This window comes from Pseudomonas sp. GZD-222 (assembly GCF_049310525.1).
Lineage (GTDB): Bacteria > Pseudomonadota > Gammaproteobacteria > Pseudomonadales > Pseudomonadaceae > Aquipseudomonas.
In genome coordinates, this window is record NZ_JBMOWO010000044.1 from 19,628 (window position 1) to 41,565 (window position 21,938).

A 21,938-nucleotide genomic window follows, 5' to 3' on the forward strand; every position below is an offset into this window, starting at 1 on the left:
GGATTACTGCACGATCAGGTTGTTGAACAGCAGATCATCAACCAGCGGCTTGCCTTCTTCGTTTTCCAGCACCTGCTGAACCTGCTTCAGGGCTTCCTGACGCAGCTTCTCCTTGGCTTCGACATTGCTCATGCTTTCCAGGTTCTGCTGGGTGAACAGCGCCACCAGTTGGTTGCGGATCAGCGGCTCGTGATGCTTCACCGCCGTCGCCGCAGCATCGCTGTTGACCCGTAATGCTACGTCGGCTTTGAACACGCGCAGCTTCGGACCACCATCCAGGGCATAGTTGCCAACGAAGGGCGGGGTCAAAGAGATGTAGGAGACCTTCGGTTCCCCTTCCTTGGCTTCTTCGGCCATGGCCGCCATTGGCAGCATCAGCGCCAGTACCATCAAGATCCACGCTTTCACGAATTCGCTCCTCAAACAGTTGGCGCCAGCATACCAGTGGCAGCCGAATAGCGGCTTATATCGGCCTATCAAGACGGGGCATGCTCGTTGACCCTCAACGTGCCCCACCTACACTTATCGGCCACTACGCGCAAAGGAATAGCCCCGATGAAAGCAGTGTTGTGCAAAGCCTTGGGTCCGGCACAGAACCTGGTCCTCGAAGAAGTCGCCAGCCCGGTACCGAAGAAGAACGAGATCCTCCTCGATGTACATGCGGCCGGGGTCAATTTTCCCGACACCCTGATCATCGAAGGCAAGTATCAATTCCAGCCACCTTTGCCTTTTTCGCCCGGCGGGGAAGCGGCCGGCATCGTCAGTGCCGTCGGTGAAAAAGTCACCGGCCACAAGGTCGGTGACCGGGTCATGGCCCTGACCGGTTGGGGCAGCTTTGCCGAGCAGGTCGCGGTACCGGCCTACAACGTGCTGCCGATTCCCGAGCAGATGGCCTTCACCCAGGCTGCCGCCTTCGGCATGACCTACGGCACCTCGATGCATGCCCTGCAGCAACGCGGCCAGCTCAAGGCGGGCGAGACCCTGCTGGTACTGGGCGCCTCGGGCGGCGTCGGCTTGGCGGCGGTGGAAATCGGCAAGGCCATGGGCGCGCGGGTCATCGCTGCAGCCAGCAGCGCCGAGAAACTCGCCGTAGCCAAGGCCGCCGGTGCCGATGAGCTGATCAATTACAGCGAGCACAGCCTCAAGGACGAGATCAAACGCCTGACCGGCGGCAACGGTGCCGATGTGATCTACGACCCGGTCGGCGGCGACCTGTTCGACCAGGCGGTGCGCGGCATTGCCTGGAATGGCCGCCTGCTGGTGGTGGGCTTTGCCAGCGGGCGCATCCCCGAGCTACCGGTAAACCTGGCGCTACTCAAGGGTGCGGCAGTGCTCGGCGTGTTCTGGGGGGCGTTCGCCCAGCGCCAGCCGGCCGATAACGCGGCGAACTTCGAGCAGCTGTTTGCCTGGTTCGCCAAAGGCAAGCTCAAGCCGCTGGTGTCGCAAACCTTCCCGCTGGCCGAGGCCGGCGCCGCCATCGACAGGCTCGGTCAGCGCCAGGCCGTGGGCAAGCTGGTGGTGACCACCCGCTGAACCCGCTTGAGGCCCGGGAGCACCTCAGTACTTCTGAGCCAGCTTCTGGGCCAGCTTCTGGCGCAAGGATTCAGGCCAGACGTCGACAAAGTCCAGGCCGGGGTAGGTCTGGCAGCGTTCGATGATATTCGGCAAGGCTTTCTCGAACGACTTCGAGCTGGCAAGCGACTTTTTGTAGCTGGTGACGCCGTCTTCAGTGGCCTGGGAGATCATGCGGATCGACAACTGGGTGGTTTTCATATCCTTGAGCGATCGGCCGGCATCGTCTTTACGGTGTTGCGCCACTTCGTCGCTGAACTGCCGACAGGTCATCAGGATCAGCCCGACACGCTCGTAGATTTCCCACAATTCCTGCTTGTTGTTAAGGCGGAAAATCAGATCGTTCTGCACGTCGATCTGCGCGGGATTGTCGCCTGACACTGTCCACGGCTTGAAGCGCCATTGCCGCACGGCGCTCAGCGCAGCATCGGCAAACGCCGGCTCGCTGCTCTGGATGACTTTCACATCATTGACGCTGCCGTCGGCGAGCACCTGAAAACCGACCCTTACCGAACCGGTGATGGCCGCCTGACGCAGTTCAGCCGGATAGGCCGGTACGGTTTTCTCGACAAATTCCAGTTTGATATCAGCATGGGCGATACCTGCCGCCAGTAACAGCAGCGCTGCAAACCACTTCATCCTTGATCCTTGCCTTTCCAGTTAATGCCAAGGCGCAATAGTAGCGTGCCAGAGCCTTTCCCGACAGATTAACAATTCTCATTTCTACCGCTGAAACCTAGCTATTCCGGAAAATGGCAGCGCCGAAAGCGGGCTTCCAGATTGCGGTCCGGCATGGCATGGCTACGCAAGGCATTGAGGGTCTGCTCGACGTAGTCACGGGTGCTGCCGTAGCGCCCCTTGGCATTGGCGAAGATCTTACTGAGCAGATCATCCGGCAGGTTACCGGCATAACACGGCAGATGCCGCTCCAGCACAAAACCCAAGGCCTGAACCTTGCTGCCGTCGTCGAGGCGACAGCTCAGCCAGTGTGGCCGATAGGCCGGATATGGCATCTCGCGCTGCCACAAAGCCAGCAACGAGTCTTCCAGGCACTCTTCAGGCAAGCGATAGGCAAAGCCACCACACGAGCCGCCGCGATCCAGACCAAACACCAGACCCGGACACTCCGGGGTGCCCCGGTGCTCATGGGACCAGAGGTAAAGACCGCGATGATAGCCATGCACTTTGGCCCGCCGGCGCTCGGCGGCATTGCACTCCGGCCGCCAGATCAGCGAACCGTAGGCAAACAGCCAGACGGGCCCACCCTGATGCAGGGACATGGTCTGTTGAACCGAAAGTTTAAGTTGCTCATGGGACAGTTGCTGTCCGAAGTCGAGCAACGGAGGATAGGCCACATTCAAAGATGCAGTTTCAATCGCCGACATAGCTGCCGCCAGAACTCCTCGTGAACTACTGAAGTGAGTCACTGTAAACGAATACGTTATCCGCGTACTTACCGTACGGCAGATTGTGTATTCAATACAAGCCTCTCCTCACCCCGGGGGCGCCCTGCAGCAAGGCTTTGAGCAAGCAGCCGGGTGTTATCTCAAGTGTAGCGAAAGTTATTTACGCTGCTGGCAATAATAATTGTCTTATGCCCGGAACAAATAACGGTGGTTATTAAAGCCGGCACGCTATTGCAGCGTGCCTTATTCCGTCATTCAACCGCGCGGTGCATAAGCGAAGACATCGGCGCGCATCTGGTGCGCGTCCATCCCGGCCTCGACCAGTGCATCAAGCGTGGCATAGATCATATTCGGCGAACCGCTGGCATAAACATGCACACCGGCCAGGTCGTTCAGATCCTCGCAGACAGCTTCATGCAGCATCCCGCAGCGCCCTTCCCAGCCACACAGGTCGCTGACCACCTTGTGCAGGAACAGGTTCGGCAGGCGCTCCCATTCGGCCCAGTGCTCAATCTGATAGAAGTCTTCCGGAAGGCGCACGCCCCAGTACAGATGGACCGGATGCTTGAAACCCTGGGCCCGGCAATGTTCGATCAGGCTGTGCATCTGCGCCATACCGGTGCCCGCGGCAATCAGCACCAGCGGACCATCGGGCAGCTCGGCCAGGTGCGTATCGCCAAAAGGCATCTCGAGGCGCGCCATGCCGTTGCGCTGCAACTGCGCGATCAACTCCACTGCGCTGTTCTCGCGGGCCAGCACATGCAGCTCAAGGTCGCGCCCGCCGTGCGGTGCCGATGCCAGGGAGAAGGCGGCTTTATCGCCCCCCTCGCGCTCGATCATCAAGTACTGCCCGGCGTGGTAACGCGGCGGTTTCCCGGCTGGCGCCCGCAGGCGTACCCGCCAGACGTCGCCACCGACCTCAACGCATTCACTCAACTGACAGGCCAGTGTCCGTACCGGCAACTCGCCTAACGCGAGCACGCCATCCCACAGCAACACACAGTCCTCCAGCGGCTCGGCGATACACGTGAACAGTTCGCCATGATCACGCTCCTGGCCATCCTGACGCACCCGCCCTTCGACCAGCAACGCAGCGCAGACATGGCAGTTGCCATTGCGGCAGCTCTGCGGGCAGTCATAGCCCAGACGCCGTGCCCCATCCAGAATCCTTTCCCCGGGGTTGAGCACCAACACGGCCCCGGACGGCTGCAAGGTTACCTGCATTTAGTCTATTCCCAACTGGTTCCACAACTCATCGATCCGCCGGGTGACAGCTTCATCCTTGACGATGACCCGTCCCCATTCACGGGTGGTTTCTCCTGGCCACTTGTTCGTCGCATCCAGGCCCATCTTCGAGCCCAGGCCGGAAATCGGCGAAGCAAAGTCCAGGTAGTCGATCGGGGTGTTGTCGATCATCACCGTATCGCGCTTGGGGTCCATGCGCGTGGTAATTGCCCAGATCACATCATTCCAGTCACGGGCATTGATGTCGTCGTCGGTGACAATAACGAACTTGGTATACATGAACTGTCGCAAAAACGACCAGACACCGAGCATGACGCGCTTGGCGTGCCCCGGATACTGCTTCTTCATGGTCACCACCGCCATGCGGTAGGAACAGCCTTCCGGCGGCAGATAGAAGTCGGTGATCTCCGGGAACTGCTTCTGCAGGATCGGTACGAACACTTCATTGAGCGCCACACCGAGAATCGCCGGCTCATCAGGTGGACGGCCGGTGTAGGTGCTGTGATAGATCGGATTCTTGCGGTGGGTGATGCGCTCCACGGTAAACACCGGGAAGCTGTCCACTTCGTTGTAGTAGCCGGTATGGTCGCCGTAAGGGCCTTCCGGAGCCATCTCGCCCGGGTGAATCACACCCTCGAGGATGATTTCGGCGGTGGCCGGTACTTGCAGGTCATTGCCACGGCATTTCACCAGCTCGGTACGGTTGCCGCGCAACAGGCCGGCAAAGGCGTACTCGGAGAGGGTGTCCGGCACTGGTGTTACCGCACCGAGGATGGTCGCAGGGTCGGCACCCAGGGCTACGGACACCGGGAACGGCTGGCCAGGATGCTTCTCGCACCACTCGCGATAGTCCAGAGCGCCGCCGCGATGGCTGAGCCAGCGCATGATCACCTTGTTGCGACCAATCACCTGCTGGCGATAGATCCCCAGGTTCTGGCGCTCCTTGTTCGGCCCGCGGGTTACCGTCAGGCCCCAGGTAATCAGCGGCGCGACATCGCCCGGCCAGCAGTGCTGCACCGGCAACATGCCGAGGTCGACGTCTTCACCTTCGATGATCACTTCATGACAGGCAGCGTCCTTGACCACTTTCGGCGCCATGGACACGACTTTCTTGAAGATCGGCAGCTTCGACCAGGCATCCTTGAGGCCCTTGGGCGGCTCAGGTTCCTTAAGGAAGGCCAGCAGTTTGCCGATCTCGCGCAGCTCGCTGACCGACTCGGCGCCCATACCCATGGCCACCCGCTCAGGGGTACCAAACAGGTTGCCAAGCACCGGGATGTCGAAGCCCGTGGGCTTTTCGAACAATAGCGCCGGGCCTTTGGCGCGCAGGGTGCGGTCGCAGACTTCAGTCATTTCCAGGACTGGAGAAATCGGAACCTGGATGCGCTTGAGTTCGCCGCGCTGTTCCAGGCCACGGATAAAGTCGCGCAAATCGCGATACTGCATGCAAAAGCCTCGTATTCGCCGTACCGGTCGGGGTGCAAAGTGTATCGCCTAACCCGGCCGGCCAGAATAGCCAAAGTACAGATAGCAAAAAGCCGGGTTGCCCCGGCTCTTGCGTAACGCACTCGTTTACTTGCGTTTCATCGACAAGAAGAACTCGTCGTTGGTCTTGGTCTGCTTGAGCTTGTCGATCAGGAACTCGATGGCGGCAACTTCGTCCATCGGGTGCAGCAGCTTGCGCAGGATCCACATGCGCTGCAGTTCGTCGTCGGCAGTCAGCAGCTCTTCGCGACGGGTACCGGAACGGTTGATGTTGATGGCCGGGAACACACGCTTCTCGGCGATCTTGCGGTCCAGTGGCAGCTCCATGTTACCGGTGCCCTTGAACTCTTCGTAGATCACTTCATCCATCTTCGAGCCGGTTTCAACCAGCGCGGTGGCGATGATGGTCAGCGAGCCGCCTTCTTCGATGTTACGCGCAGCACCGAAGAAACGCTTTGGCTTCTCCAGGGCGTGGGCATCGACACCACCGGTCAGGACCTTGCCGGAGCTCGGGATCACGGTGTTGTAGGCACGCGCCAGACGGGTGATCGAGTCGAGCAGGATGACCACGTCTTTTTTGTGTTCGACCAGGCGCTTGGCCTTCTCGATGACCATTTCGGCAACCTGCACGTGGCGGGTTGGTGGCTCGTCGAAGGTCGAGGCAACCACTTCGCCGCGCACGGTGCGCTGCATTTCGGTCACTTCTTCCGGGCGCTCGTCGATCAACAGGACGATCAGGTGGCACTCGGGATTGTTACGGGTGATGTTGGCCGCGATGTTCTGCAGCATGATCGTTTTACCCGCTTTTGGCGGAGCAACGATCAAACCACGCTGGCCTTTGCCGATCGGGGCGCAAAGATCGATAACCCGGCCGGTGAGGTCTTCGGTGGAACCGTTACCGGCTTCCATCTTCAGGCGCTCGTTAGGGAACAGCGGCGTCAGGTTTTCGAACAGGATCTTGTTCTTCGCGTTTTCCGGCCGGTCGAAGTTGATGGTGTCGACTTTCAGCAGGGCGAAGTAACGCTCGCCTTCTTTTGGCGGGCGGATCTTACCGACGATGGTGTCGCCGGTACGCAGGTTGAAGCGACGGATCTGGCTTGGCGACACGTAGATGTCGTCCGGGCCGGCCAGGTAGGAGGCGTCAGCCGAGCGCAGGAAGCCGAAGCCGTCCTGGAGAATCTCCAGCACGCCGTCACCGGAGATTTCCTCGCCGCTTTTCGCATGCTTTTTCAACAGGGAGAAAATCACATCTTGCTTGCGCGAACGGGCCATATTTTCTATGCCCATCTGTTCGGCCATTTCGAGCAGATCGGTAATCGGCTTTTGCTTGAGTTCAGTCAGGTTCATAAGGGGGATGACGTAATCATGTAAGAAGGGGGAATTAAGCTTCTGGCTTAATGAAGCCGCGCCGCAAAGAAGGCGACAGGATCGCGTACTGATTCGAATTAGGGATGCGTCGGCGACGGCGTGCAGAGGGCACCAAAAAAACAGTGCGAGGCCGAATGTAACACCTGCTTTTTCTGGCGTCTAGTCACCAGATAAAGAAAAGCCCCGACGAATGCGGGGCTTTTTTGACTCAGATATTGGCGTCCAGGAAGGCTGCCAGCTGAGACTTGGACAGTGCGCCGACCTTGGTGGCCTCGACGTTGCCGTTCTTGAACAGCATCAGCGTCGGGATACCACGCACGCCGTGCTTGGCCGGAGTTTCCTGGTTATCGTCGATGTTCAGCTTGGCGACGGTCAGTTTGCCCGCGTAGGTAGCGGCGATGTCGTCCAGAACCGGAGCGATCATTTTGCAAGGGCCGCACCATTCAGCCCAGTAGTCGACCAGCACCGGGCCTTCAGCCTTCAGGACTTCGGCTTCGAAGGTGGCGTCGGTGACGTGTTTGATAAGATCGCTGCTCATGGAAGTCTCCAAGGTCGTAAGCAAAAAAACGTGGCCCATCATAGCCGCACCGGCGACTTACAGGAAGTCGCCGACGATTGAGTGTAACTATAGTTGTGCATGACCGCGCATATCATCGCTGTCACGGGAAAGTCATATTTCCTCAATCAACCTGCCCTGCATCAAGCCTTGATAAGCTGCGCGTTGGCGTCAGCCCAGGATCGTGGCACGATTGCCGGGTTATCGACCGAGAAGCCATGACCATGCCGCAAACCACAGCCAAGAATCTGTCCTTGATCGCTGCCATCGACCTGGGCTCCAACAGCTTCCATATGGTTGTGGCCAAGGCCCACCATACCGAGATCCGCATTCTTGAGCGGCTTGGGGAGAAGGTTCAGTTGGCCGCCGGCATCAACGAAGAGCGCCAGCTCAACGAAGAGTCCATGCAGCGCGGTCTGGACTGCCTCAAGCGCTTTGCCCAGCTGATCAGCGGTATGCCTGACGGCGCGGTGCGTATCGTTGGCACCAACGCCCTGCGCGAGGCCCGCAACCGCGGCGAATTCATCCGTCGCGCCGAAGAAATTCTCGGTCATCCGGTAGAAGTCATTTCCGGCCGTGAGGAAGCCCGCCTGATCTATCTCGGCGTTTCCCACACCCTGGCCGACACCCCCGGTAAACGCCTGGTCGCCGATATCGGTGGCGGCAGTACCGAGTTCATCATTGGCCAACGCTTCGAGCCGCTGCTGCGCGAAAGCCTGCAGATGGGCTGCGTCAGCTACACCCAGCGCTATTTCCGTGACGGCAAGATTACCCCGGCACGCTACGCCCAGGCGTACACCGCCGCGCGCCTGGAGCTGATGAGCATCGAGAACGCCCTGCACCGCCTGACCTGGGACGAAGCCATCGGCTCCTCGGGGACCATCCGCGCCATCGGCCTGGCGATCAAGTCAGCGGGCATGGGCAGCGGCGAGGTCAACGCCGAAGGCCTGGCCTGGCTCAAGCGCAAGCTGTTCAAGTTGGGTGAGGCCGACAAGATCGACTTCGAAGGCGTCAAACCGGACCGCCGGACGATCTTCCCGGCCGGCCTGGCGATTCTCGAAGCGATATTCGATGCCCTGGAACTACAGCGCATGGACCACTGTGACGGCGCCCTGCGCGAAGGCGTGCTGTATGACCTGCTGGGCCGCCATCACCATGAAGACGTGCGTGAGCGCACTCTGTCGTCGCTGATGGAGCGCTATCACGTCGATCAGGGCCAGGCCGCCCGCGTCGAGCGCAAAGCCTTGCACGCCTTCGACCAGGTGGCCAAGGCCTGGGACCTGGAAGACGGTATCTGGCGTGAGCTGCTCGGCTGGGCCGCCAAGGTGCATGAGGTGGGCCTGGATATCGCCCACTATCACTACCACAAACATGGCGCCTACCTGATCGAACACTCCGACCTGGCAGGCTTCTCCCGGGAAGACCAGCAGATGCTCGCACTGCTGGTACGCGGGCACCGACGCAACATTCCCAAGGACAAGTTCGCCGAGTTCGGCGAAGACGGCGCCAAGCTGATTCGCCTGTGCGTGCTGCTGCGCTTCGCGATCCTCTTCCACCACATCCGCGGCACCCAGCAGATGCCCACGGTAACCCTGCACGCCAAAGGCGACAGCCTGGATGTCGAATTCCCGGCGGGCTGGCTGGAAGAGAATCAACTGACCCAGGCCGACTTCGGCCTGGAAGCCGAGTGGCTGACCCGGGTCGGTTTCGTCCTCAGCGTACGATAAGCACCGGATTGCTCAGGCGCTCGAGCAGAGTAGCCTGAGCACTGCGCGGATTCTGGTTGCCGGTAGGCGTGCTGCGCACATAGCGGCCGTCCGGTTGCAGGATCCAGGCATGGGTGTTGTCGGTCAGGTACCCTTCCAGCTCCTTCTTCACCCGCAGGATCAGCTTCTTGCCCTCGACCGGGAAGCAAGTCTCGACGCGCTTGTCGAGGTTGCGCTCCATCCAGTCAGCACTGGAAAGGAACATCTGCTCCTCGCCACCGTTGAGGAAGTAGAACACCCGCGTGTGCTCGAGGAAGCGGCCGATGATCGAGCGTACCTGGATGTTATGCGACACCCCGGCAATGCCCGGACGCAGGCAGCACATGCCGCGCACCACCAGGTCGATACGCACCCCTGACTGACTGGCTTTGTACAAGGCGCGGATGATCTTCGGATCGGTCAGCGAGTTGAACTTGGCGATGATGTGCGCAGGTTTGCCCTCAAGGGCAAACTGGGTTTCGCGCGCAATCATGTCGAGCATGCCCTTCTTCAGGGTGAACGGCGCGTGCAGCAGTTTTTTCATGCGCAGGGTTTTACCCATGCCGATCAACTGGCTGAACAACTTGCCGACGTCTTCACACAAGGCGTCGTCCGAGGTCAGCAGGCTGTAGTCGGTGTACAGGCGGGCGTTACCGGCGTGGTAGTTACCGGTACCCAGGTGCGCGTAGCGTACAATCTCGCCGGCTTCGCGGCGCAGGATCAGCATCATCTTGGCGTGGGTCTTGAAACCGACCACACCGTAAATCACCACCGCACCGGCGGCCTGCAGACGGCTGGCCAGCTGCAGGTTGGATTCTTCATCGAAACGCGCGCGCAATTCGATCACCGCGGTGACCTCCTTGCCGTTACGCGCGGCATCGACCAGCGCGTCGACGATCTCCGAGTTGGCACCGCTGCGGTACAGGGTCTGGCGCACGGCCAGAACATGCGGGTCCTTGGCGGCCTGGCGCAGCAGATCGACCACCGGAGTGAACGACTCGAAGGGGTGCATGAGCAGGATGTCCTGCTTGCCGACCACGCTGAAAATGTTCTCGGCGTTCTGCAGCAGCTTGGGAATTGCTGGTGTGAACGGCGTGTATTGCAACTCAGGGTGGCTGTCCAGGCCGGTAATGCTGAACAACCGGGTCAGGTTGACCGGGCCGTTCACCTGGTACAGCTCGCTTTCACTCAGGCTGAACTGCTTGAGCAGGTAGTCCGAGAGGTGTTTAGGGCAGGTATCCGCCACTTCCAGACGTACCGCATCGCCATAGCGACGCGAGAACAGCTCGCCACGCAGGGCCCGGGCGAGGTCTTCGACATCCTCGGAGTCCAGCGCCAGGTCAGCGTTCCGGGTCAGACGGAACTGGTAGCAACCCTTGACCTTCATGCCCTGGAACAGGTCATCGGCGTGAGCATGGATCATCGACGAGAGGAATACGTAGTTGGCACCAGGGCCTCCTACCTCCTCCGGAACCTTGATCACCCGCGGCAACAGCCGTGGCGCCGGAATGATCGCCAGGCCAGAGTCGCGGCCGAAGGCGTCGACACCTTCGAGTTCGACGATGAAGTTCAGGCTCTTGTTCACCAGCAACGGGAACGGGTGCGTCGGGTCGAGACCGATCGGGGTGATGATCGGTGCGATCTCGTCGCGGAAGAAGCGCCGCACCCAGGTCTTGAGCTTGGTATTCCAGTGACGGCGGCGGATAAAGCGGATGTGGTGCTTTTCCAGCTCAGGCAGCAGCACATCGTTGAGGATCGCGTACTGACGGTCCACCTCGCTGTGCACCACTTCACTGATCCGTGCCAGTGCCTGGTGCGGCTGCAGGCCGTCAGCGCCGGCCTGCTCACGGGCAAAGGTGATCTGCTTCTTCAGGCCCGCCACACGAATTTCGAAGAACTCATCCAGGTTGCTGGAGAAGATCAGCAGGAACTTCAACCGCTCCAGCAGCGGGTAGTTCTCGTCCAGCGCCTGTTCCAGCACGCGGATGTTGAACTGCAGCTGGGACAACTCGCGGTGAATGTACAGGCTACTGTCATCCAGACCGGGAACAGCGATGGCCGGCGCAACTGGCGCCGGGGCGGGCGCAGGCGCCTCAACCTCGACTTCGGCCACAGGCTCAGGCAGCGCAGCAGGCTCCGGCGGCGTTTCGAGCAGTTGCTCCGGTACCGGCTGGGCTTGCTTCATGTCGACATCACTACTGAGTACTTCGTTATTCATCTAGCGTTCCTGAAGGGCGTTACTGCCCTCTCATCAATTGAGCAGCGCGAACAGCGAAATAGGTCAGGATGCCATCAGCTCCTGCCCGTTTGAAGGCCGTGAGGGATTCCAGGATCACACCTTCACTGAGCCAGCCGTTCTGGATCGCGGCCATGTGCATGGAGTACTCGCCACTGACTTGATAGACAAAGGTCGGGACCTTGAATTCATCCTTGACCCGATAAAGGATATCCAAGTACGGCATGCCTGGCTTGACCATTACCATATCAGCGCCTTCGGCCAGATCCGCAGCCACTTCGTGCAGAGCTTCGTTACTGTTGGCCGGGTCCATCTGGTACGAGGCTTTGTTGGCCTTGCCCAGGTTCAACGCCGAACCGACTGCATCACGGAAAGGACCATAGTAGGCACTGGCGTACTTGGCGGAGTAAGCCATGATACGCACGTTGACGTGACCGGCCAGCTCAAGGGCTTCGCGAATGGCCTGGATACGGCCATCCATCATGTCCGAAGGCGCTACCACCTGGGCACCGGCTTCGGCGTGAGACAACGCCTGACGTACCAGGGCATCAACAGTGATGTCGTTCTGAACGTAGCCTTCCTCGTCGAGAATACCGTCCTGACCGTGGGTGGTGAACGGGTCGAGGGCAACGTCGGTGATCACCCCCAGCTCGGGGAAACGTTCACGCAGGGCGCGAGTAGCGCGCTGGGCGATACCGTCCGGGTTCCAGGCTTCGGCGCCATCCAGCGACTTTTTCTCAGTCGGGGTCACCGGGAACAGGGCCAGGGCCGGGATACCCAACTTCACCCACTCTTGCGCCGCTTCCAGCAACAGGTCGATGCTAAGACGCTCGACACCCGGCATCGAGGTCACTTCCTCACGGCGGTTCTCGCCATCGAGGACAAACACCGGCAGGATCAAGTCATCGACGGTCAGCACGTTTTCACGCACCAGGCGACGGGAGAAATCGTCACGACGGTTGCGACGCAGACGAGTAGCAGGAAACAAACGGTTAGCGGGGGTAAAGCTCACGGCAGACTCCTGAGCCCGCGCAGGCGGGCGAGCGCGACAGTTATAAGCGGCCATTATGACGCTTGAATGACAGCCAGGGACAACCCTGCGACTTGAGGACGCAGTCATTGTCCTTGCAGCAAATGTTAACGTCGAGACACATTTGGATACTTTCCCCAACGGCCACGAAGGGTTAGGCTGCGCGTTCATTTCGCCAGCACCCAGAAAATGCTCCAACAATTCCTGCAGGATTTTGGTTACTTTGCCCTTTTTCTCGGCACGTTTTTCGAAGGTGAGACCATTCTGGTTCTCGCAGGCTTCCTTGCGTTCCGCGGATACATGGATATCAACCTGGTGGTCCTGGTGGCCTTCTTCGGCAGCTATGCCGGCGACCAGCTCTGGTACTTCATGGGGCGCAAGCACGGGCGCAAGTTGCTGGCACGCAAACCGCGCTGGCAGTTGATGGGCGACCGGGCGCTGGAGCACATCCGCCGCCATCCGGACATCTGGGTCCTGAGTTTCCGTTTCGTTTACGGTTTGCGCACGGTGATGCCGGTAGCCATTGGCCTGTCCGGCTATCCGCCACGCCGCTACCTTCTGCTCAACGGCATCGGCGCGGCGGTCTGGGCCCTGGCCCTGGGCGCTGCCGCCTATCACTTTGGCGCGATTCTCGAAGGCCTGCTGGGCAACGTGAAGAAGTACGAGCTATGGGTGCTCGGCGGCCTGCTGGCCCTCGGCGGTTTGCTGTGGTTGCGGCGGCGCTTCAAGGCTGCACGTGTCGCCCGCAAGGAAGCGGCTGCCATGCAGGCCGAACAGCGTGCCTCGGACCAGGACAGCGACCAGCCCTAGGCCAGGGCAATCCACGTTGTCGTTCTCACCCTGAACAATGAACACTGCGCCATTTGCAGAATCCAACTACAAAGGATTTTGAGAAGATGGACGCGGTGATTGGACATCTGCCAATTTAGAGGCGATCTAACGCCTCGACTCGGGAGTAGTGAGCATGACCAAAAAAAAAGTTGCAGTGATTCTTTCCGGCTGTGGTGTCTATGACGGCGCCGAAATCCACGAGAGCGTGATCACCCTGCTGCGCCTCGACCAGCGCGGTGCCGAAGTGCAGTGCTTTGCGCCAAACATTGCGCAGATGCATGTGCTCAATCACCTGACCGGCGAAGAAATGCCCGAATCGCGTAACGTCCTGGTGGAATCGGCGCGTATTGCCCGTGGCAACATCAAGGACCTGCGTGAAGCCGACGCCAAGGACTTTGACGCCCTTATCGTACCGGGTGGTTTTGGTGCGGCGAAAAACCTCTCCAACTTTGCCGTGGAAGGTCCGGGCTGCACTGTTCACTCGGACGTGCTGAGCCTGGCAGAAGCCTTTGCCGAAGCCGGCAAGCCGGTTGGTTTGATCTGCATCTCCCCTGCCCTGGCAGCAAAGATCTATGGCCCTGGCGTGGTGTGCACCATCGGCAACGATGCCGACACCAGCGCCGCCATCGTCAAGATGGGCGGTACCCACGAAGAGTGCGATGTCCATGACATCGTCGAAGATACCCAGCGCAAGCTGGTCAGCACCCCGGCCTACATGCTGGCGCAGTCGATCAGCGAAGCGGCTGGCGGTATCTACAAGCTGGTCGACCGGGTGCTGGAACTGACTCACGAAAAAGACTGAAGTCTATCGCGGGGCAAGCCCACTCCCACCGGGAATCTCTGTGGGAACGGGCTTGTCCCGCGATCAGTTGGGAAACTCACGCGCCAGGCGGGTGAGGATTCGGTCCAGGGAATTGGCAAAAGCCTGCTTCTCGCGATCACCATAAGGCGCCTGTCCACCACCGACCTGCCCCTGCTCGCGCAGGTCGGTGAACAGGTTGCGCACCGCCAGACGTTCGCCCATGTTGCGCTCGTCGAACTCTCGGCCACGCGGGTCAAGGCAGGCCACGCCTTTCTTGACCAGCCTGTCGGCCAGCGGCACATCACTGCAGATCACCAGCTCTCCTGGCAGCGCATGCTCGACCAGGTAATCATCGGCAGCATCCGGCCCACTGGGCACAACGATCAGCCTGACACAGGCGAAAGCCGGTTTGATCTGGCTTTGCCCGGCCACCAGCACCACCTCCAGCTGACGCTTGAGGGCAAATTTGACGACCTGATCCTTGGCCGCCTTGGGGCAGGCATCGGCATCAATCCAGATACGCATGACAGCATATTCCAACAAGAAAACGGGCGGACAGTATCCCTGCTCGCCCGCTCGGCTTCAAATCAACCCGCCGACACCCGGCGTTTCTCGGCCAGACGGCTGCGCCCGTAAAGAATCGCAATGGCCAGCAATGCCACCACTTGCGCCGCCAGCGAGTAAGCGTCGGCATGAATACCCAGCCAGTCAAAGTCAAAGAACGCCACCGGCCGGGTGCCGAACACGCCGGCCTCCTGCAAGGCCTTGACGCCATGCCCGGCAAACACCACCGACAAGGCGCACAGCAGTGCCGCGTTGATGCTGAAGAACAACGACAGCGGCAGCTTCGCTGAACCGCGCAGGATCACCCAGGCAAGCCCTACCAGCAGCACCAGCGCCGTGGCGCCACCTGCCAGTACCGCCTGATGCCCGGCAGGACCTGCCTGCAGCCACAGCGTCTCGTAGAACAGAATTACTTCAAACAGTTCACGGTAGACCGAGAAGAACGCCAGCAAGGCAAAGCCGAATCGCCCGCCGCCGCTGACCAGGCTGCTCTTGATGTAGTTCTGCCAGGCCGCCGCGTGCCGGCGATCATGCATCCACACGCCCAGCCAGAGCACCATGACGCTGGCGAACAGCGCCGTGCAGCCTTCAAGCAGCTCGCGCTGGGCGCCACCGACGTCGATGACATAGGCCGCCAGCGCCCAGGTACCGAAACCGGCCAGCAATGCCAAGGCCCAACCGATGTTGACGCTGCGCACTGCCGACTGCTGGCCGGTATTGCGCAGGAAGGCGAGGATCGCGGCCAGGACAAGAATCGCTTCCAGGCCTTCGCGCAGCAAAATCAGCAGGCCGGAGATGTAGCTCAGCGACCAGCTCAGACCATCGCTGCCGAGCAGGTCGGCAGCCTCCTTGAGCTTGCCCTTGGCAACGTCCAGACGCTGCTTCACCTGCTCGAGCGGCAAGCCGTCCTGCAGTGATTGGCGGTAAGCCATCAGCGACTTTTCAGTGTCCTTGCGCACGTTGGCATCGACGTTATCCAGGGAGCTTTCGACCAGTTCGAAACCCTCCAGGTAAGCCGCCACCGACAGGTCATAGGCCTGTTCGTGGTCACCGTTCTGGTAAGCCGCCAGGCTCTTGTCCAGCGTACTGGCGGTGTAGTCCAGCAACTGTGCCGGGCCACGCTGCACCTGTGGTGGCTGGGCACGCTGGGCGCGGAACAGCGCCGCCGCTTCCGGCCCTTGCGCCGCTTCGACTTCCAAAGGCGTCTGACGCGCCAGGTCGGCGAGGTTGTAGCTGGTGTCACCCTTGGCTTTGGCGGGATCGGCGGTAAAGCTGGCGACATAGGTGGCCAGGTCCCAGCGCTGACGCTCGTCGAGCTGGTCGGCAAACGACGGCATGTCGGTGCCTTCGATACCTTGCCCCAAGGTGTTGTACAGGTCGAACAGGCTCAGGCGGGCCAGGCGATCGCTGCTGCGCAGATTGGCCGGTGGCGGCTCCAGGCCTACCCCCGCCGGGCCGTCACCGGCACCACTGTCGCCATGACAGACCGAGCAGTGCTGGGCATACAGCGGCGCACCACGGGTGGGGTCTGGGGTGATCAGTGGGGCCTGGCTGACCTCATAGGCCACTGCCAGCTGCGCGCCAAGCTGGCGCGCCATACGCGCGACGCTGGCACCGTCCTGATGCTGATTAATCGCCTGGCGCAGATTGACCACGCCCTGCTCCAGCGCTTGCCGCTCGGTGCGGGCCGGCAAGCCACTGATCAGGCCTTGCAGCACATCGGTGAACTCCAACTGCTCGCGGTACTCACCATCGTCCACCACCTTGCCCGCCTCGACCGTCGCCGGGTAGTCGGCGCCGATGTAGTCGAGCAGGTGCAACGCTTTGGCAGCGTCATCGACAGTATCGGCCAGCAGCACGGTACTGCTCAGCGCCAGTACCGGCCACAGTAGCCAGGCGAGCAAGCGGGAACGGGGAATCATGGGCCAATCTCAAATAACAATGCGAGGTATTGCATTGTTCACTTCCATTGGCTATCGCTCAAGGTTTGCACGGCAATCTAGGTAAAATTTAGTGACAATTTCATCTTTGCCCATAAAAAAAGCGACCCTGAGGTCGCTTTCTTCCACTGAGTACAGGCTTATACCGGTGCGCGGCGAATCGTCGCCAACAATGTCGCAGCCCCCAGGAACAGCCCGGCAAAGGTACGGTTCATGCGCCGTTGTTGCTTAGGCGTGCGCAGCAGGCGCAACACTCGCGCTGCCAACCCCGTGTAGCCGGCCATCACCAGCAGATCCACGGCAACCATGGTCGCCGTGATGATCAGGTACTGCGGCAGCAGCGCTGCATGCGGGTTGATGAACTGCGGCAGCACCGCCAGCATGAAGATCAGGGCCTTGGGGTTGCTGACGTTGACCAGAAATCCGCGAAACACCAGGCTCAACGGCTTGCCGATAGGCCGCACGGCAGACTCGTCGCTGATATCAGCCGGCAGCGCGCGCCACTGTTTGACGGCCAGGTAGACCAGGTAGGCAACACCGAACCATTTGATGACCTGGAACGCGGTGGCCGAGGCTGCGAGGATGGCACCGACGCCGGCTGCAATGATCGCAATCTGCAGCACCAGGCCTAGCTGCAGGCCCAGGGCGTTCCAGTAACCGCGCCAGAAACCGTACTGCAGACCACAGGACATTGAGGCAATCGCCCCGGCGCCCGGTGAAAGACTGATCACCCAGCAAGCGGCAAAAAATGCCAACCACGTTTCCAATGACATCGCACACCTCAGCCAAAGCTTGTTACAAAGCTCTAAACTAGTGCGCTGGTGAAAAAATAACCACGATTTTTTTCAGCTGCCGATCAATTGCCCGCTGTCTTGTCTTCACCTACCAGCGGCACAATCTCTGTACCGCGCCAGCGCCTGACCGACTTCTGGAAAAACTGGCTGTTGGGCACCTGGACAGTCGCACCACCGGCCTCTGGCATTTCGATCAGGGTCGTAAACAGCAGGTTGATGGCCACCACCCGCCCTTTCACGCCCGGCTTGTCGATGGTCTCGACCAGCTCTACCACATCACCGATGCGAAACGGCCCGACCGTGAAGATCAGCACCGCACACAACAGGTTCGACAGCACGCTCCACATGGCGAAGAACGCCACCGCCGCAACCGCAACGAAGCCGGACAAAGCCGTCCACAACACGGTGGCAGAAACCCCAAGGCGCTCAAGCACGAACACCAGCGCGCTGCCCATGATCAGCCAGCGCAAGCCGCCGCGCACCGGCATCATCAGCTCAGGGGGCAACGGATAGCGTTCGCCCAGGCGCTTCAAGCAGCGCCCGACCAGGCGCTGCAGGACAAAGGCGGCACAGAGGATCAGAAGAATCTGCAGCCCCAGCCAGAACGGTGCAATCCACTCTGGCGGAACCGGCAATTGCAACGACGCCATCAAGACAACGCCTCCAGCTCCGCCTGCATGGTCTCCAACTGCTCGAGGGCAGCCATCCAGGCTTCTTCCAGGTCTGCTTCACGGACCTTGAGCTTGGCCTGCTGGGCCAGCAAGTCACGCAGCTCATCCTTGCGTGCCGCTTCGTAGAGGGCGCTGTCGCCGAGGCTGGCATCGATCTTGGCCAACTGCTCATGCACGCCGCCCAGCTCGCGTTCAAGCTTATCGGCTTCGCGCTTGTGCGGGGCCAACTGCTGACGCAAGGCTGCCGCAGCCTGACGCTGGGCTTTCTTGTCCGTCTTGTCGGCATTGACCGGCGCGGTACTGACCGGCGCGTTGCGCTGGCGGTACTCGACTAGCCAACGGCTGTAGTCGTCGAGGTCGCCGTCGAAGGTTTCAACCTTGCCATCGGCCACCAACAGGAAGTCGTCGGTGGTGCTTTTGAGCAAATGGCGATCATGGGAAACCACCAGCACCGCACCGCTGAATTCCTGCAGTGCCATGGTCAGCGCCAGGCGCATTTCCAGGTCGAGGTGGTTGGTCGGTTCGTCGAGCAGCAGCAGGTTCGGCCGCTCCCAGGCGATCAGTGCCAGGGCCAGGCGGGCCTTTTCGCCACCGGAGAAATTCAGCACCGGCTCGTCGATGCGCGCGCCGCGGAAGTCAAAGCCACCGAGGAAGTCACGCAGCGTTTGCTCGCGCTCGGTCGGTGCCAGACGCTGCAGGTGCAGCAACGGGCTGGCCTTGTTGTCCAGCGAGTCCAGTTGATGCTGGGCGAAGTAGCCCACCGACAGGTTCTCACCGCGCACCAGACGGCCGCTCAATGGCTCCAGCTCGCCGGCCAGGTTTTTGATCAGGGTCGACTTGCCCGCACCGTTGGGGCCGAGCAAGCCGATACGCGCACCAGGAGTGAGCTGCAACTTGACCTTCTCAAGGATGGTCTTGTCGCCGTAACCCAGACGACCTTCGGACAGGTCGAGCAAAGGACTGGAAATCTTTTCCGATTCACGGAAGACGAAGTCGAACGGCGAATCCACATGCGCGGCCGACAGTTCTTCCATGCGTTCCAGGGCCTTGATCCGGCTCTGCGCCTGACGTGCCTTGGTAGCCTGGGCCTTGAACCGGGCGATGTACTTTTCCATGTGCGCACGCTGCGCCTGTTGCTTCTCGTAGGCCTGTTGCTGCTGGGCCAGACGTTCGGCGCGGGTACGCTCGAAGGCGGTATAGCCGCCACGGTAGAGCGTCAGCTTGCACTGCTCGACGTGGGCCACGTGATCAACCACTGCATCGAGGAAATCGCGGTCGTGGGAAATCAGCAGCAGCGTGCCTGGGTAGCCCTTGAGCCAGTCTTCCAGCCAGAGGATCGCGTCGAGGTCGAGGTGGTTGGTCGGTTCGTCGAGCAACAATAGGTCGGAAGGACACATCAGTGCCTGGGCCAGGTTCAGGCGCATCCGCCAGCCACCGGAGAAGTCGCCGACCCGGCGGTCCATCTGCTCGTTGGTGAAACCCAGACCGGCCAGCAGTTTGCGCGCACGGGCATCGGCGGTGTAGCCGTCGGCGCTGTCCAGTTCGATATGCAGACGCGCCAGCGCCGTGCCGTCATGGGCGGCTTCGGCGGCAGCCAGATCGGCTTGCACCTTGCGCAGGCGGATGTCGCCATCGAGCACATAATCGACCGCCAGCCGGTCGAGGGTGTCGACCTCCTGGCGCATGTGCGCGATGCGCCAGTCGGCCGGTAGCTGACAGTCACCCGAGTCGGGCGTCAGCTCACCGCGGAGCAAGGCGAACAGGCTGGATTTACCGGCGCCATTGGCTCCGATGAGACCGGCCTTGTGACCGGCGTGCAGGGTCAACTCAGCGCCTTCTAGCAGGCGCTGGGGACCACGCTGTAAAGTGAGGTTCGATAGTCTGATCATAATGGCCGCGGAGTCTACCAGCTTCGTCGGCAACTGGCGCGAGTGGGACCATGCACACCGACCTGTGGAATTTTGCCCTGAATCTTTATGCCCGCCCAGGCGTGGAGACAGCCTGCCTGCAATGGCAGGATCAAGGCGGCGATGTCTGCCTGCTGCTGTGCGCAGCCTGGCTCAATACGCGTGGTGTAGCGCCGAGCGAGCAGCGTGTAAAAGCACTGCACGACCTCACCAAAGGCTGGCAGGCGCAGGTGATCGAGCCGTTACGCAGCTTGCGTCAGCAATGGCGAAAAGCAGCCGCCGAGGATTCGCAGTTGGCGAGTTTGCGTGAACAGGTGAAAGGGTTGGAGCTGAAGGCAGAGCGCGTCTTGCTGGAGCGCTTGCAAGTGGTGTGTGAAGGCTGGGTTGCATCCACTGAGCCTGGGGGGGACTGGCTGCAATGTCTGGCGCCAAAGGACGCCGGGTTACATCACGACGCGCTGCATACGCTGCGCGCCGTGATGCAGTCGACTCAGGACGCCGAAGACGGCGTCTGAGTCGGCGTTACCGAGGATGCAGGTGCAGTCGGCGCTGGATTGGCCGGTGCAGTGGCTGCAGGTGCTGGCGTGGAAGCGGTTGGCGCTGGAGCAGTAGCAGGCTTGGCTGCAACTGGTTGTGCTGCCGGTTTGGCCGGTGCTTTGGCAGCTGGCTTGGCCGCTGGCTTGGCAGGCGCTTTCGCCGCTACTGGTTTGGCCGCAGGTTTGGCTGGAGCTTTTGCCGCTGCTGGCTTGGCCGCAGGTTTGGCCGGCGCTTTCGCTGCTGCGGGCTTGGCTGCAGGCTTGGCTGGAGCTTTCGCCGCTGCTGGCTTGGCCGCAGGTTTGGCCGACGCTTTCGCTGCTGAAGGCTTGGCTGCTGGCTTGGCTGCGGCAGTTCTTGCCACAGGTTTGGCCGGCGCTTTCGCCGCTGCTGGCTTGGCTGCAGGTTTAGCTGCAGGCTTCGCAGCAGCAGTTCTTGCCGCAGGTTTAGCTGCTGGTTTAGCGGCCGGTTTTGCCGCCGCAGGTTTGGCCGGCGCTTTCGCGGCAGCAGGTTTGGCGGCTGCGGTTTTCGCTACAGGTTTAGCTGCTGCCGGCTTGGCCGCGGTGCTGCGCGCCGGGGCTTTTGCTGCTGGTTTGGCGGCGGGTTTGCTCGCAGCCTTGGCCACCGGCTTGGCAGCTGCCGGAGCAGGTTTTGCCGCACGTTGAGTCAGCGCCTTGGCGGCAGCTTCCTTGACCTTGCCAACACCCTGGGCCAGTTTCAGGCTTTCCTGGGCATCGCGCTTGAGTTGCAGAATGTAGGTGCGAGTCTGCGACTGACGCTCTTTCAGAGAGTCGAGCAATTCTTCAAGTTCAGCGGCTGCCGACTTGGCTTTGGCCTGTGCTTTGGCTTTTCCGGACTTGGCTGCATCCTGCAATTTGAGACGCGATTTATGCAGTTTCTCTTGTGCCTTGCCGCGTTGTTTTTCCAACTTGGCGAGCAGTTTTTCAGCATCAGCCAGCGCTTGCGAGCAGGCATTTTCCAAATGATCGAGCAGGCTGCCCGAGAGTTGCTGGAGCAGGTGCAACGGCGTACTTACTGGCTTCTTATTGGCCGACATGGTTTACCTCCTGGCTGACGAGAGTGCGGCTCATACTATGCTTCTGCTGCTACCGCCGCTAGGGCATGTTGACAGTATTGAAGGCGCCGCGTTGCATGCCTGGGCAAAGTTCTTATCGCTGCAGCTGGAAACAAGTGTAGATGCTTCACAACGTGTTGCTGATATTTACACGAAGTCGCAGAGCAAGGCTGGCAT

At 60.7% G+C, this 21,938-nt stretch carries 20 protein-coding genes; 5 read left to right on the forward strand and 15 right to left on the reverse strand.

All coding sequences use genetic code 11. The features are described 5' to 3' along the window. Positions 1 to 3: 3 nt before the first annotated feature. Positions 4 to 408, reverse strand: a complete 405-nt coding sequence (locus ACO6VD_RS07755; protein ID WP_422418108.1) for a flagellar basal body-associated protein FliL — start codon at positions 406 to 408, stop codon at positions 4 to 6. Positions 409 to 555: 147 nt separating this feature from the next. Between ACO6VD_RS07755 and ACO6VD_RS07760 the strand changes: the two genes are divergently transcribed. Further along, on the forward strand, positions 556 to 1,533 hold the full coding sequence (locus ACO6VD_RS07760) for an NADPH:quinone oxidoreductase family protein (RefSeq protein WP_422418110.1): 978 nt from the start codon (positions 556 to 558) through the stop codon (positions 1,531 to 1,533). A gap of 24 nt (positions 1,534 to 1,557) precedes the next feature. On the opposite strand, the gene ACO6VD_RS07765 is transcribed toward ACO6VD_RS07760, so the two are convergent. From ACO6VD_RS07765 to trxA, 6 genes are all read right to left on the reverse strand, one after another. Then, positions 1,558 to 2,211 carry an energy transducer TonB gene (locus ACO6VD_RS07765; protein WP_422418112.1) on the reverse strand — a complete coding sequence of 218 codons (654 nt, stop codon included), beginning with the start codon at positions 2,209 to 2,211 and terminating at the stop codon, positions 1,558 to 1,560. 101 nt (positions 2,212 to 2,312) lie between these two features. After that, positions 2,313 to 2,957 (reverse strand): gamma-glutamylcyclotransferase, encoded by a 645-nt coding sequence (locus tag ACO6VD_RS07770; protein ID WP_422418114.1) that lies wholly within the window; start codon positions 2,955 to 2,957, stop codon positions 2,313 to 2,315. Between the two features lie 276 nt (positions 2,958 to 3,233). Next, complete coding sequence (locus ACO6VD_RS07775) at positions 3,234 to 4,202, reverse strand: CDP-6-deoxy-delta-3,4-glucoseen reductase (protein WP_422418116.1); 969 nt, start codon at positions 4,200 to 4,202, stop codon at positions 3,234 to 3,236. Beyond that, positions 4,203 to 5,669 (reverse strand): 4-hydroxy-3-polyprenylbenzoate decarboxylase, encoded by a 1,467-nt coding sequence (ubiD, locus tag ACO6VD_RS07780; RefSeq protein ID WP_422418118.1) that lies wholly within the window; start codon positions 5,667 to 5,669, stop codon positions 4,203 to 4,205. It abuts the gene before it with no gap. Positions 5,670 to 5,795: 126 nt separating this feature from the next. Further along, positions 5,796 to 7,055 (reverse strand): transcription termination factor Rho, encoded by a 1,260-nt coding sequence (gene rho / locus ACO6VD_RS07785; protein WP_028942380.1) that lies wholly within the window; start codon positions 7,053 to 7,055, stop codon positions 5,796 to 5,798. A 229-nt stretch (positions 7,056 to 7,284) separates the two neighbouring features. After that, complete coding sequence (gene trxA, locus ACO6VD_RS07790) at positions 7,285 to 7,614, reverse strand: thioredoxin TrxA (RefSeq protein ID WP_093378210.1); 330 nt, start codon at positions 7,612 to 7,614, stop codon at positions 7,285 to 7,287. 242 nt (positions 7,615 to 7,856) lie between these two features. On the opposite strand from trxA, the gene ppx reads away from it, so the two are divergent. Further along, the gene (ppx, locus tag ACO6VD_RS07795; RefSeq protein WP_400171302.1) at positions 7,857 to 9,359 is read left to right on the forward strand and encodes an exopolyphosphatase; all 1,503 of its coding nucleotides are present in this window, start codon (positions 7,857 to 7,859) and stop codon (positions 9,357 to 9,359) included. Here the strand turns inward: ppx and ppk1 are convergent. Next, complete coding sequence (gene ppk1, locus ACO6VD_RS07800; RefSeq protein ID WP_422418121.1) at positions 9,346 to 11,595, reverse strand: polyphosphate kinase 1; 2,250 nt, start codon at positions 11,593 to 11,595, stop codon at positions 9,346 to 9,348. The two genes, ppx and ppk1, sit on opposite strands and share 14 nt — an antisense overlap. A 19-nt stretch (positions 11,596 to 11,614) precedes the next feature. After that, positions 11,615 to 12,625 (reverse strand): porphobilinogen synthase, encoded by a 1,011-nt coding sequence (gene hemB, locus ACO6VD_RS07805; RefSeq protein ID WP_422418123.1) that lies wholly within the window; start codon positions 12,623 to 12,625, stop codon positions 11,615 to 11,617. Between the two features lie 207 nt (positions 12,626 to 12,832). On the opposite strand from hemB, the gene ACO6VD_RS07810 reads away from it, so the two are divergent. Next, positions 12,833 to 13,453 (forward strand): DedA family protein, encoded by a 621-nt coding sequence (locus ACO6VD_RS07810; RefSeq protein WP_422418125.1) that lies wholly within the window; start codon positions 12,833 to 12,835, stop codon positions 13,451 to 13,453. Positions 13,454 to 13,607: 154 nt separating this feature from the next. Beyond that, the gene (gene elbB / locus ACO6VD_RS07815; RefSeq protein WP_422418127.1) at positions 13,608 to 14,276 is read left to right on the forward strand and encodes an isoprenoid biosynthesis glyoxalase ElbB; all 669 of its coding nucleotides are present in this window, start codon (positions 13,608 to 13,610) and stop codon (positions 14,274 to 14,276) included. Between the two features lie 63 nt (positions 14,277 to 14,339). On the opposite strand, the gene ACO6VD_RS07820 is transcribed toward elbB, so the two are convergent. The 5 genes from ACO6VD_RS07820 to ACO6VD_RS07840 all read right to left on the reverse strand — a co-directional run bounded on the left by ACO6VD_RS07820 (position 14,340) and on the right by ACO6VD_RS07840 (position 20,134). After that, on the reverse strand, positions 14,340 to 14,801 hold the full coding sequence (locus tag ACO6VD_RS07820) for a YaiI/YqxD family protein (RefSeq protein WP_400171769.1): 462 nt from the start codon (positions 14,799 to 14,801) through the stop codon (positions 14,340 to 14,342). Positions 14,802 to 14,863: 62 nt separating this feature from the next. Next, positions 14,864 to 16,762 carry an FTR1 family protein gene (locus tag ACO6VD_RS07825; RefSeq protein ID WP_422418129.1) on the reverse strand — a complete coding sequence of 633 codons (1,899 nt, stop codon included), beginning with the start codon at positions 16,760 to 16,762 and terminating at the stop codon, positions 14,864 to 14,866. A 158-nt stretch (positions 16,763 to 16,920) separates the two neighbouring features. Beyond that, on the reverse strand, positions 16,921 to 17,553 hold the full coding sequence (locus tag ACO6VD_RS07830; protein WP_422418131.1) for a LysE family transporter: 633 nt from the start codon (positions 17,551 to 17,553) through the stop codon (positions 16,921 to 16,923). Between the two features lie 83 nt (positions 17,554 to 17,636). Beyond that, the gene (locus ACO6VD_RS07835; protein ID WP_422418133.1) at positions 17,637 to 18,224 is read right to left on the reverse strand and encodes a mechanosensitive ion channel domain-containing protein; all 588 of its coding nucleotides are present in this window, start codon (positions 18,222 to 18,224) and stop codon (positions 17,637 to 17,639) included. Beyond that, complete coding sequence (locus ACO6VD_RS07840; RefSeq protein WP_400171773.1) at positions 18,224 to 20,134, reverse strand: ATP-binding cassette domain-containing protein; 1,911 nt, start codon at positions 20,132 to 20,134, stop codon at positions 18,224 to 18,226. The genes ACO6VD_RS07835 and ACO6VD_RS07840 overlap by 1 nt, the downstream gene beginning before the upstream one ends. A 50-nt stretch (positions 20,135 to 20,184) precedes the next feature. Here ACO6VD_RS07840 and ACO6VD_RS07845 point away from each other — a divergent pair, with 50 nt between their 5' ends. Beyond that, the gene (locus ACO6VD_RS07845) at positions 20,185 to 20,667 is read left to right on the forward strand and encodes a TIGR02444 family protein (RefSeq protein ID WP_422418135.1); all 483 of its coding nucleotides are present in this window, start codon (positions 20,185 to 20,187) and stop codon (positions 20,665 to 20,667) included. Here the strand turns inward: ACO6VD_RS07845 and ACO6VD_RS07850 are convergent. Continuing rightward, a complete protein-coding gene (locus ACO6VD_RS07850; protein WP_422418137.1) occupies positions 20,643 to 21,743 on the reverse strand; it encodes an AlgP family protein in 1,101 nt (366 codons plus the stop codon). The genes ACO6VD_RS07845 and ACO6VD_RS07850 overlap by 25 nt on opposite strands. Positions 21,744 to 21,938: the final 195 nt, after the last annotated feature.

Bases quoted from the DNA above. Each gene is read 5' to 3' on its own strand.
- ACO6VD_RS07820 (WP_400171769.1), bottom strand. From the start codon at position 14,801: ATGCGTATCTGGATTGATGCCGATGCCTGCCCCAAGGCGGCCAAGGAT.
- rho (WP_028942380.1), bottom strand. From the start codon at position 7,055: ATGAACCTGACTGAACTCAAGCAAAAGCCGATTACCGATCTGCTCGAA.
- ACO6VD_RS07760 (WP_422418110.1), top strand. From the start codon at position 556: ATGAAAGCAGTGTTGTGCAAAGCCTTGGGTCCGGCACAGAACCTGGTC.
- ppx (WP_400171302.1), top strand. From the start codon at position 7,857: ATGCCGCAAACCACAGCCAAGAATCTGTCCTTGATCGCTGCCATCGAC.
- ubiD (WP_422418118.1), bottom strand. From the start codon at position 5,669: ATGCAGTATCGCGATTTGCGCGACTTTATCCGTGGCCTGGAACAGCGC.
- ACO6VD_RS07765 (WP_422418112.1), bottom strand. From the start codon at position 2,211: ATGAAGTGGTTTGCAGCGCTGCTGTTACTGGCGGCAGGTATCGCCCAT.
- ACO6VD_RS07830 (WP_422418131.1), bottom strand. From the start codon at position 17,553: ATGTCATTGGAAACGTGGTTGGCATTTTTTGCCGCTTGCTGGGTGATC.
- ACO6VD_RS07775 (WP_422418116.1), bottom strand. From the start codon at position 4,202: ATGCAGGTAACCTTGCAGCCGTCCGGGGCCGTGTTGGTGCTCAACCCC.
- ppk1 (WP_422418121.1), bottom strand. From the start codon at position 11,595: ATGAATAACGAAGTACTCAGTAGTGATGTCGACATGAAGCAAGCCCAG.
- elbB (WP_422418127.1), top strand. From the start codon at position 13,608: ATGACCAAAAAAAAAGTTGCAGTGATTCTTTCCGGCTGTGGTGTCTAT.
- ACO6VD_RS07835 (WP_422418133.1), bottom strand. From the start codon at position 18,224: ATGGCGTCGTTGCAATTGCCGGTTCCGCCAGAGTGGATTGCACCGTTC.
- trxA (WP_093378210.1), bottom strand. From the start codon at position 7,614: ATGAGCAGCGATCTTATCAAACACGTCACCGACGCCACCTTCGAAGCC.
- ACO6VD_RS07825 (WP_422418129.1), bottom strand. From the start codon at position 16,762: ATGATTCCCCGTTCCCGCTTGCTCGCCTGGCTACTGTGGCCGGTACTG.
- ACO6VD_RS07810 (WP_422418125.1), top strand. From the start codon at position 12,833: ATGCTCCAACAATTCCTGCAGGATTTTGGTTACTTTGCCCTTTTTCTC.
- ACO6VD_RS07840 (WP_400171773.1), bottom strand. From the start codon at position 20,134: ATGATCAGACTATCGAACCTCACTTTACAGCGTGGTCCCCAGCGCCTG.
- ACO6VD_RS07845 (WP_422418135.1), top strand. From the start codon at position 20,185: ATGCACACCGACCTGTGGAATTTTGCCCTGAATCTTTATGCCCGCCCA.
- ACO6VD_RS07850 (WP_422418137.1), bottom strand. From the start codon at position 21,743: ATGTCGGCCAATAAGAAGCCAGTAAGTACGCCGTTGCACCTGCTCCAG.
- ACO6VD_RS07770 (WP_422418114.1), bottom strand. From the start codon at position 2,957: ATGTCGGCGATTGAAACTGCATCTTTGAATGTGGCCTATCCTCCGTTG.